The sequence below is a fragment of the Steroidobacter agaridevorans genome (genome assembly GCF_009932555.1).
GTDB lineage: Bacteria > Pseudomonadota > Gammaproteobacteria > Steroidobacterales > Steroidobacteraceae > Steroidobacter > Steroidobacter agaridevorans.
In genome coordinates, this window is the sequence record NZ_BLJO01000008.1 from 386756 (window position 1) to 397269 (window position 10514).

Consider the following 10514-nt stretch of genomic DNA (forward strand, 5'->3'; position numbering starts at 1 on the left):
GAGTATGACCGCGCGGCTCGGCGGTCGGCCGCAATCGTGCGTATGACTTTGCAGTTAAACCGCTATTTGTCGTCGAGCGGCACCGGAATCGTCAGCCCTTGCTTGAGCAGATTCAGCACGACATTGGTGGTGAAGCGCCGCACATTCGGATTTTCCTGGACCAGCTGCGACATCATGGCGTCGAAGGCTTCGGTGTCGCGCGCGGTGACGATGATCACGAAGTCGGTCTCGCCGGTGACATAAAAGGCTTGCTGAACTTCGGCGCGCTTCGTCAGCCATTCGCGCAGCTGAGCCAGCAATTCCGGCCGCTCGCGCTCGATTTCCAGGGACACGACAAAGAACGTCGGCCGCCCGATGGCGCGCGGATCGACGATCGCCGCGTCGCGAGCAATGACGCCTTGCTCGCGCAGCCGCTTGAGCCGTCGCTGAATGGCCGAAGGCGACAGGCCGACGTGCTCCGCCAACTGCTCTGCAGTTTGCGCGGAGTCCGCCTGGACGAGATTGAGAAGCTGACGGTCGAAACGATCCAGATCCATGGGGGTTCGCAAGGGCGCGGAAAAACTGCATCGAGCCTAGCGGAATCGCGGCCGATGCGCGCCGCTGCACTTCTAACATCCTAGCCCACGCCACTACTGCGGTGAACCTGTCAATGAATCGGGCTATGCAATTGTTGTATCAGACTCACTCTCCCTATGCTCGCAAGGCGCTGGTGTTCGCGCATGAAGCGGGGCTGGCCGACCGGATCGAAGTCATTCATCACGAAACCAGTCCGCTGCGGCGGAATGAAGCGGTGTTCGCCGCCAATCCGCTCGGCAAAGTGCCGGTGCTGATGCGAGAGGGTCTGCCTGCCTTGTTCGATTCGGACGTGATCTGCGCCTATCTCGACACGCTTCATACCGGCCACAAGTTGATTCCCACCGTGGGTGAGACGCGCTGGCGGGCGTTGCAAGTCCAGGCAGTTGCGCAGGGGCTGGCCGATGCCGGCATCGCGATTCGTTGGGAGACCCAGCGCCGGCCGAAGGAGTTGCGCTATCCGGCGTTGCGCGACGGCTACGTGGAAAAACTACTGGCGAGCTATGACTGGCTGGAGCGGGAGCTCGACACCGAGGGCGCCGTCGATATCGGTCACATCGCGCTGGCCACGGCGTTGAGCTGGCTGGAATTTCGAGAATTGCCGACCTTCCGGCACCGGCCGCGCCTGACGCTCTGGTTCGATCGGTTCAGCGAGCGCGAGTCCATGGTCGCGACGCCGCTGTGGGGGCAGACGCACGACTGAATGTCCGCAAAAAAGAATTGGCTGGCGCTGTCGGAACTGGCCGGTGTGGCTCGTCCTTGGGTCATACCGGTCCTATCTTAAGGAGACCCAGATGGCCCAGGCACAGACGAAAACATCGACTCCGCCCTTGGTCCCGGCCGCCGAGCTGGCGGCAAGGAACCAGACCCGTCTTCCGAACGAGAGCGCCGAATATCGCCGGGCGCGTAATGAACTGCTCGCCGAGGAAATCGAGCTGCGCCGTCACATCGAGCGCGTGGCCGAGATGCGTCGCGCATTGCCGCCGGGCGGCGAAGTGAAAAAGAAGTACCAGTTTCAGAGCGAGCGCGGCCCGGTCACCTTCGCCGACTTGTTCGGCGACAAGCAGACGCTGGTTGTTTACAGCTATATGTATGGTCCGGAGCGCGCGCGGCCGTGCCCGATGTGCACGTCGTTGCTCAGCGCGTGGGATGGCGAAGCACAGGACATCGAGCAGAACGTCGCGCTCGCGGTCATTGCGCAGTCGCCGATCGAGCGGCTGGTGGCGTTCAAGAAGGAGCGTGGCTGGCGCAATCTCAAGCTCTACTCGGACACGAGCCGCGAGTACAGTGTCGACTATCTCGCGAACACGCCGGAGTTCGCCGACAACGCCGCGATCCACGTGTTCACCAAGCGCGATGGCGTCATTCGGCACTTCTGGGCGGGCGAAATGGGCTTCGAAACGGCCGATCCCGGTCAGGATCCGCGCGGTGCGCCCGACCTCATGCCGCTGTGGACCGTGCTCGACATGACCCCGGAAGGCCGCAAGTCCGACTGGTATCCGAGTCTCGAGTATCCGAAATAATCTCTCAGGGTAGTGGCTCGTGCTTGCGCCGACGGTCAGTGCGCAGGCGCGAGCCCTCGTGCGCAGGAACTAACAGCTCCTCACGAGCCATCACGGGCTTTTCGTGCCCGGCCGCCGCAGCATAGTCGCCATGGTTTCCCAATGCAGGAGTGGCGATGAAGCGGAACAACATGTTGATGGGCGCAGGTGTAGCAATCGGATTGGCCGTGCTGACAACAGCGGCGCTCGCCGCTCAGGATCGCTACAGCGTGAAGGTGCCGGGCGGACTGTCGTTCTCGGAGTTCAAGGGGTACCAGAGCTGGCAGGTGATTTCTCTCAGTCACAATGGTGACAAGCTCGCGGCGATCCTCGGTAACCCCGCGATGATCCAGGCCTTCGAGGCCGGCATACCCGCCAACGGCAAGCCGTTCCCCGACGGGGCGAAGATGGCGAAGATCCATTGGATCGCATCCAAGACGTCGTATCCCAATGCGCCGCTGGTCGCCGGCGCGCTCCACGACGTCGACTTCATGGTGAAGGACAAGCAACGCTTCGCCGACTCCGGCGGCTGGGGATATGGCGCGTTCCAGTTCGACGAGGCGACCGCCACGTTCCGGCCCAGCGACACCTCCGACCGTCCGCCGCAGGGCAACGATGCCAAGTGCGGGTTCGCCTGTCACACGATCGTGAAGAATCGAGACTACGTCTTCACCGAATTTCCCAAGCGCTAGCCGGTCCTTGAACCGCGCGACATATAAAGGAGAGCCCCATGCAACAACGATGGCTCATCACCGGCAGCTCCCGCGGCTTGGGACGTGCATTGTCCAAAGCCGTGCTCGACGCTGGCCATCTCCTGGTGGCGACGGCGCGAGATCGTTCATCGTTGAGCGATCTCGTCGAGCGTTATGGCGACGCGGTGCGGACGGCGGCGCTCGACGTCTCCGACCCCGCCGCTGCGGAGGCTGCAGTTCAACTCGCCGTCGACAGCTTCGGCCGACTCGACGTGGTCGTGAACAACGCGGGCTACGGCAACGTGAATTCGATCGAAGACACGGAGCTCGCTGACTTCCGCAGGCAGATCGAAACGAACTTGTTCGGCACGATCATCGTCACGAAAGCGGCGATTCCCGTGATGCGCCAACAGCGCGCCGGCCACATCATCCAGTTCTCCTCGGTGGGCGGCCGCATCGGCGCGCCGGGCCGCGCACCGTATTCTGCGGCCAAGTGGGGCGTGGAGGGCTTCTCGGAAGTACTCGCGAAGGAAATGGCGCTGATCGGCGTCAAGGTGACGGTCATCGAGCCGGGCGGCTTTCGCACTGACTTTGCTGGATCGTCGACCATGCTTCACACCGGGCGCGCCGAATATGACGCGGTCGTCGGCGCAACCGCCAGGGCGCAGCGCGAGTACGACGGTCGTCAGCCAGGCGATCCGCAGCGTGCCGCTCAGGTCATTCTCCAAATCGCTGCGATGGATGAGCCGCCCTTCAGACTGCCGCTGGGAAGCGACGCGGTGAAGCTGATCGAACAGGCGGATCGCGCGAAGCTGGCTGACCTGCAGCGATGGCGCGAGCTCAGCGTATCGACCGACTTTCCGCAAGCGGCCCAGAAATAGGGGCCGCGGGGTCTCATTGCGTGCGCGAACGCGGCGTCGGCTGTCTGATATATTAAGAGCGGGGGCTGATATACGAAATCGAATCCAGGCCGCGCGGAGGACAGGTTGACCGCATGATTCTCGCTTCCTATAAAGATTTCCATCGGGCGGCTCGCGGCCGCTTGCCCCGCTTTCTGTTCGACTACATCGATGGCGGCGCTTACGACGAGCGCACCATGAACAAGAACGTCAGCGATCTCACCGAGATCGCGCTTCGGCAACGGGTGCTGCGCGATGTTTCCAACATCGACCTGAGCACGACGCTGTTCGGCCGCAAGTTGTCGATGCCCGTGGCGCTCGGCCCCATCGGCATCTCGGGCATGTCCGCTCGGCGCGGCGAGGTGCAAGCCGCACAAGCTGCGTGCAATGCCGGCATTCCGTTCACGCTCTCGACCGTCTCCATCTGCTCGATCGAAGAAGTCGCGAAGAATTGTCCGGCGCCGATCTGGTATCAGCTGTATGTGATCAAAGATCGCGGCTTCATGCGGGAGATGCTGTCGCGCGCGAAGGCTGTCGGCGCCCAGGCGCTCGTGTTCACCGTCGACATGCCGGTGCCCGGCGCTCGCTATCGCGATGCTCACTCGGGCATGTCGGGGCGTTACTCCCCGCTGCGTCGAGTGATGCAGGCCATGGGCAGGCCCGGTTGGTCCTGGGATGTGGGCTTGCATGGCCGTCCGCATTCGCTGGGCAATCTCAAATCGGTGCTGGGGGCGAAGAGCGGGCTCGGCGATTACATGGGCTGGCTCGGCGCGAATTTCGATCCCTCGATTCGCTGGGCCGATCTGGATTGGTTGCGACAGGCCTGGGATGGGCCGCTCATCCTCAAAGGCATTCTGGATCCTGAAGATGCGATCGAGGCGGCGAAAATCGGCGCCGATGGCATCGTTGTTTCCAATCATGGCGGCCGCCAGCTCGATGGCGTGCTGTCATCGGCGCGCGCGTTGCCTGCGATTGCCGACGCAGTGAAAGGCAAGCTGACGATTCTCGCGGACTCAGGCGTCAGATCCGGCCTCGACGTAGTCCGCCTGATGGCGTTGGGCGCCGAAGGTGTGATGCTGGGCCGCGCCTGGGTGTTCGCGCTCGCCGCGAACGGCGGCGCCGGCGTCAGTCAGTTGCTGGAGATTTTCGCGAAGGAAATGCGAGTGGCGATGGCGTTGACCAGCGTGTGCAACGTGAGCGAGATCGATCGCTCGATTCTCGCGTCATGATTCACAAGGAAGATGCTCATGTCCCGTCCGAGTCTGCTCATCACCCGTCGGTTGCCCGCGTCGGTGCTGGAACGCCTGCGCGCCAGTTATGAAGTGACGGTGAATCCCGACGATCGTGCGCTCGGACGTGAGGCGTTGTTGATGGCGCTGCGAAGCTTCGATGCGCTGTCGCCGACGATCACGGACAAGCTGGATGCCGCGCTGCTGCTCAATTCCGGATTGAGGACACGCATCATCGCCAACTTCGGCGCGGGCTTCGAGCACATCGATCTCGAAGCAGCGAAGCGAGCGAATCTGGTCGTGACCAACACGCCCGATGCACTGACCGACGCGACCGCGGAGCTCACGATTCTGCTGATCTTGATGGCGTCTCGTCGAGCGGGCGAGGGCGAGCGTCTAGTGCGTGAAGGCAAGTGGACGGGATGGGCCCCGACTCAATTGCTTGGCACCGACGTGAAGGGCAAGACATTGGGCCTGGTGGGCTTCGGTCGCATCGCCAAGGAAGCGGCACGTCGAGCTCGCGCGGCGTTGGGCATGCGCATTGCGTATCACTCGCGCAGTCGGGCCAGCGCTGACGAAGAGAGCGCGCTCGGCGCCGAACATCACGCAACGCTCGAGAGTTTGCTCGCCGCGTCCGACGTGATCTCGTTGCATTGTCCGGGCGGCGCGGCCACGCGTCACTTGATCAACGCGAATACATTGGCCCGGATGAAATCGACCGCAATCCTGATCAACACGGCGCGTGGCAGCGTGGTCGATGAGGACGCCTTGGCCAACGCGCTCGCGCAACGGCAGATCGCGGCGGCGGGTCTGGATGTGTATGAGCGCGAACCGGCCGTGTCGCCAGCGCTGCGGGAGCTGGAAAACGTCGTGCTTTTGCCGCATCTCGGCAGCGCAACGCTGGAAGCGCGTACTGCCATGGGCATGCAAATGGCGGACAATCTGGACAGCTTTTTCGCCGGCCGAACGCCCCCGAACCGTGTCGCCTGAATCGCAATCCGCCGCCGACATCATCGAGCACGCCATCCGGGCGAAGTTCGCGTCTACGCACTCCCGGCATCCGCTCATCGTCGGCGTGTGTGGCAGTCAGGGCAGCGGCAAGAGCACCGTCTGCGGGACACTCACGACGCGCTTCACTCGAGCGGGCCTGAAGGTCGCGAATCTTTCTCTCGACGATTTGTATTTGCCGCTCGCTGAGCGGGTGACGCTGGCGAAGCACGTGCATCCGCTGCTTCGTACGCGGGGCGTGCCCGGCACGCACGACACGAAACTCGGCGTTCACACATTGAATGCGCTCGGTCACGGCGGACAAGTGCCGCTGCCTCGCTTCGACAAGTCGATCGACGATCGTCGGCCCAAGGCCCAATGGGATTCGGTCGAAGGGCCGGTGCAGTTGGTGCTGTTCGAGGGCTGGTGCGTCGGCGCGCGGCCGCAAACACTCGGGCCGCTGGATCAGCCGGTGAATGCCCTCGAAGCGAACGAAGATGTCGATGGCCGCTGGCGCCGCTACGTGAACGATGCGCTCGGCGGTGAATATCAGCGCCTGTTCGGCAAGATCGATTTCCTGGTGCTGCTCGCGGCGCCCTCGTTCGATGTCGTTTTGAAATGGCGCACTCAGCAGGAGCACGAGCTGCGCGACCAGTCCGGCAACAAGTCAGGCGTCATGAGCGACGCGGCGCTGGTGCGTTTCATTCAGCACTACGAGCGCCTCACCCGTCACATCTTGATCGAGATGCCCGGCCGCGCCGATCTGGTGATTCGCCTGTCGCCTGAGCGTGCGGTGCTCGGCCGCTTCTAAGGCAGCGGCCGCAAGCCCTCGGCGCGCACGCGCCAGCCTTCCTTCGGAAAGCCGGGTAGATAAGTGAGATCGCCGTCCCATCCTGCCGCCATCAATCCAACAGCGAGCAGCAGTCCACCGTTGGAGGGGAAGTAAGTTTCCGCGAGGCGGCGGTAACCCGCATCTGCGTTAGCGTTGCCAGTCGATGTCGGCACGAGATCCGCTGCGTGCTCATTGAGATGCACTCGAGGCGTCATGCCACTCACGCCGAACTGGAAATTTCTCGAGCGGGACAGCAGGAAGTCCACAGCCTTGTCCGGCTCGTGCAGGCGCGCCGCAGTCATGGCGAGCAGTGGAAAGTCCCAGCCCCATGTCTGTCTCAGATCCCAATGGGATTCCACCGCACGCAGCGTGCGACGCATGGTTTCTCGGTCGACGCTCGAGCCCGGCAGCAGACCCAGAGCGCCGAGGAAGGATGGATGATCGCGATTCCAACATGCCTCGGCCGTGTTTCCGCTGGAACATTCTGGACTGCGTGCTTGCTCCCACTGTTCAGGGAACGACTCGACCGCCAGATACAAACCATCCCGCTGCGGCAGCGGCGAGAGCTTCTGTAGCACACGATCCCATTCGGGATTGCGCGGCAGCTTCAGCCGTTCGCGCCAGCTCTGCGCCGTGGCCAGGCCGAAGCGAAAATATTCAAGCTCGAACGTGGGATTGAACGTCGTAAGCGGCGGGAACACTTCCTGCGCGGGAATGAGCGGCGGACCGAGCACATAGCGGTCGGTTTTTTCGTCATAGTGCGCAAAGGATGCGAGCAGATCGGCCGTTTCGAACACGAGCTCCCGATACTGGGCCAAGGTGACAGGGTTCGGTCGATCGCGGTAGATCAGCTCCGCGAGAAAGATCGGATGCGGCTGCTGCCACATCAGAAATGGCGTGATGGTGCTCGGGCTTTCGCGCCCTTCGGGTCCCACCATCTTCGGCCACCACGCACCGCTCAAGCCGTGCGAGGCCGCGCGCGCCTTGGCTTGAGGCAGGTGTTGCTGATACCAGGGCATGCTGCGTTCGAGCAGCTCGGTCCGACCCCACTGTGCGAAGTGCGCAGCGTGCCAGGGGTGCATCTCCATGTGGAACTTGCCGTTCCAGCTGTTGGAGAACAGGCCTTCTTCCTGCGGAGGCAACGTGCCGGCGCCGTTCAGCGCCATCAGATATTGAGAGAGCACGACGCGCCGCTCGAGCTCCTTCGCTCGCGGATCCGTGCTGCCGGAAAAATCGATCACGCCGCCGTTGTTCCAATAGGAATTCCAGTGGGTGGTCACAGCGTCGTGAGTGTCCGACGCCGAGGGCAATGGTTGCTGGTGCCGCTCGGGAGAGAACAGCACGCTGAAGCTGAAGACGCCGTCACGATCCTTGGGTCGAACTCGAATCGAATGCGGACCGACAGAATCGAAGCTCGCATCCGCATCGCTGGCGACCGCGACGAAGTAACGGGTGTCGTCGAGGCGACGTTGCAAGGAGATCTGGCGCGCGCTCTTGCTGAGCACTTCCGTCGTGTGACGCTCCGGATGCTCCCAGTCCGCCGGATTCGGATTGAGCTGAGCCGCGACGCCCGGAAATTTCAGATCGACGCCAAGCCGCGAAGGCTCGATCGTCGGCGCCTTGATGCTCACATGGAGCATGTCGAGCCGAGGATGCACGCTCGTCTCGATATCGATGGGCTGGCCTTCGAACTCGAAATGGCTGTGCAGCGTCCCGCTCCACATATCGAGCGTCTGTCGAGTCGCCTTCAGATCGGAGAACTGGGCCGGCTTGCCATTGGTCGACAGCAGATGCAACGACACGCGACCCAGGGAGAAGCGATGCGGATTCTCTCGCAGCCACTGAATCTCCGGACGCTTCGCTTCCGACCAATCGCGCAGCCACGGATATTGCTGTCGCTGACCGCGAACGTCGATGGTCTTCAGGCTGTCCCCGTACTTGAACTGCTTCGGATTGGGAAAACTGTGCCAGGTCCACTGCGCCTGCGTCAGCAGCGGTGTCAGCGAGGAGTACTGCTCCTGAAAGGTTTGCAGGCCGGTGATGTCGGCGGTGAATGCGATGTTGCCGTTGCCGACCATGAACGGCGAGGCCGGATCGATGCTCGTCAACGTGGGATGGTTTCGGGTCACCAGCGCCTGGCGATCGATGCTCGTGTCCTCGACACGCACCCAGTCGAAGTCGGCGATGCCGCCCGCCTGGTTGGGAGTAAACGTGAACAACGCCGGCCGCGCGCCTTTCCACCAGCTGAACATCAGCTTCGCGCGAGTGCCAAACGGCTTGAACGTCTTGCCGTCGTCGGTGCTGTAGGAGTAGCGGGCGAACTCGTCATCGACGTTCACGCGCAGTAGCAGCGACTCTGCGCTGACGACGTCGCCGACCGTATCCGTGCCTGCATAAGAGAAGGTGAGACGGCGCTTGCCCGATTGTTGCGTCAAGCCGATCCAGCTCGGGCGCTTGCCAAACATAGCGAGCCCCGCCTTCTGACCGTCGCGCATTTCGCTCACCAGGATGCGCGTCGTGATCTGCGATGAGCGGCCATGCAGCACTTGAGTCAGCGTGTTTCGGGCGCTGACGAAGTTCTTCGCCGGCATCGCCTTCAGCCGCAGGTGGCCGCGACGCTCGCTCAGACTCCAGTTCGAGTCCGCCGGGTTGTGATTCCATTCCCATTGCACGCCGAGCTTCGGGTCCGAAAATTCATCGGATGTTTGAATCTGCACCGGCTCGAACTTGCCACCGATGTCTGGCGCGCGGTGTGACAATACGGGCTGACCGTTCGGCGCGCCCGGGATCAACTCGCCCATTACCGGCCAGCCGTCCTCCCAGCGCACCGGTTGCATGTGAACGATGCGCCCATACGCTCCCGTACTGTTGAAATGCAAGAACCAGCCTTCGCCCGAAGGTGTTTCGACGTAACCGCCCTGATGTGGCGCCTGCACGTGCGTCGTTCCTTTGGAGAGCACGGTGCGGATGTCATAAGGACCGTAGATGTTCTTCGATCGAAGCACCGCCTGCGGTCCTTCGCCGACGCCACCGTACGGCGCGAAGATGTAGTAGTAGCCATCGCGCTTGAGCAGCTTCGGTCCTTCGAGAATCGGCAGCCGCACTTTGTCTTCGACGATCACTTTGCCGGCATCGAGCACCTTCGTGCCGTCGGCGCTCATTCGGCGCAGGATCAGTGGACCCGCGCCGACGCGCGAATGAACCAGATAGGCGTTGCCATCGTCGTCCCACAGCGGGCACGGATCCTCGAGATTGGGTTCGTCGATGACTTTGACGGGAGCGCTCCACGGTCCTTCGGCACGCGCGGCGCTAGCCATGAACACGCCTTCGGTGGGCGTTGCGAAGTACACATAGAAGCGCCCCTCGTGAAAACGGATGGACGGCGCCCACACGCCGGCGGCGTAGCGGTGGCCCATCCTGGTGTTGAAAGGAATGCGCTCGGTGGTGTCGTCGAATTCCACCGGACCGGGCAGGTCGTAATTGGCGTCGAAATCCAGCCGCGGCAGCACGTGACCGAGCAGCGTCCAGTGCACCAGGTCCTTGGATTTCAACACCGGCACGCCCGGCGAGAAATGAAACGTCGAGGCCACCATGTAGTAGCTGTCGTCGACGCGGATGACATCCGGATCCGAGTAGTCCGAATGCAGGATGGGATTGCGATAGGCCGTGGGCGAGTCGGCGAGCGCGGCGCCCGTCGGGTCGACGAGCGTCGCGGCCAGAAGCAAAGCACCGCTCAGGGCAAGGGCAATCGACTTCATATT

9 protein-coding genes are annotated in these 10514 nt (G+C 62.8%); 7 read left to right on the forward strand and 2 right to left on the reverse strand.

Going from position 1 to position 10514, the window contains the following annotated elements:
* Nucleotides 1-62: 62 nt before the first annotated feature.
* Nucleotides 63-536 carry an Lrp/AsnC family transcriptional regulator gene (locus GYH35_RS27480; RefSeq protein WP_161813417.1) on the reverse strand — a complete coding sequence of 158 codons (474 nt, stop codon included), beginning with the start codon at nt 534-536 and terminating at the stop codon, nt 63-65.
* 125 nt (nt 537-661) lie between these two features.
* Here GYH35_RS27480 and GYH35_RS27485 point away from each other — a divergent pair, with 125 nt between their 5' ends.
* From GYH35_RS27485 to GYH35_RS27515, 7 genes are all read left to right on the forward strand, one after another.
* On the forward strand, nt 662-1276 hold the full coding sequence (locus GYH35_RS27485) for a glutathione S-transferase family protein (protein ID WP_161813418.1): 615 nt from the start codon (nt 662-664) through the stop codon (nt 1274-1276).
* 91 nt (nt 1277-1367) lie between these two features.
* The gene (locus GYH35_RS27490) at nt 1368-2096 is read left to right on the forward strand and encodes a DUF899 family protein (protein ID WP_161813419.1); all 729 of its coding nucleotides are present in this window, start codon (nt 1368-1370) and stop codon (nt 2094-2096) included.
* 155 nt (nt 2097-2251) lie between these two features.
* Nucleotides 2252-2806 (forward strand): cytochrome P460 family protein, encoded by a 555-nt coding sequence (locus GYH35_RS27495; protein ID WP_161813420.1) that lies wholly within the window; start codon nt 2252-2254, stop codon nt 2804-2806.
* Between the two features lie 38 nt (nt 2807-2844).
* Nucleotides 2845-3687, forward strand: coding sequence for an oxidoreductase (locus GYH35_RS27500; protein WP_161813421.1), 843 nt, complete (start codon nt 2845-2847; stop codon nt 3685-3687).
* Between the two features lie 113 nt (nt 3688-3800).
* The gene (gene lldD, locus GYH35_RS27505; RefSeq protein ID WP_161813422.1) at nt 3801-4934 is read left to right on the forward strand and encodes an FMN-dependent L-lactate dehydrogenase LldD; all 1134 of its coding nucleotides are present in this window, start codon (nt 3801-3803) and stop codon (nt 4932-4934) included.
* Between the two features lie 12 nt (nt 4935-4946).
* Nucleotides 4947-5924 (forward strand): 2-hydroxyacid dehydrogenase, encoded by a 978-nt coding sequence (locus GYH35_RS27510; RefSeq protein ID WP_407700230.1) that lies wholly within the window; start codon nt 4947-4949, stop codon nt 5922-5924.
* Nucleotides 5914-6732: a hypothetical protein gene (locus GYH35_RS27515; RefSeq protein ID WP_202624764.1), complete on the forward strand. Its 819-nt coding sequence runs from the start codon at nt 5914-5916 to the stop codon at nt 6730-6732. The genes GYH35_RS27510 and GYH35_RS27515 overlap by 11 nt, the downstream gene beginning before the upstream one ends.
* Here the strand turns inward: GYH35_RS27515 and GYH35_RS34685 are convergent.
* Nucleotides 6729-10511: a glycoside hydrolase family 43 protein gene (locus tag GYH35_RS34685; protein ID WP_202624766.1), complete on the reverse strand. Its 3783-nt coding sequence runs from the start codon at nt 10509-10511 to the stop codon at nt 6729-6731. The two genes, GYH35_RS27515 and GYH35_RS34685, sit on opposite strands and share 4 nt — an antisense overlap.
* Between the last annotated feature and the right edge of the window lie 3 nt (nt 10512-10514).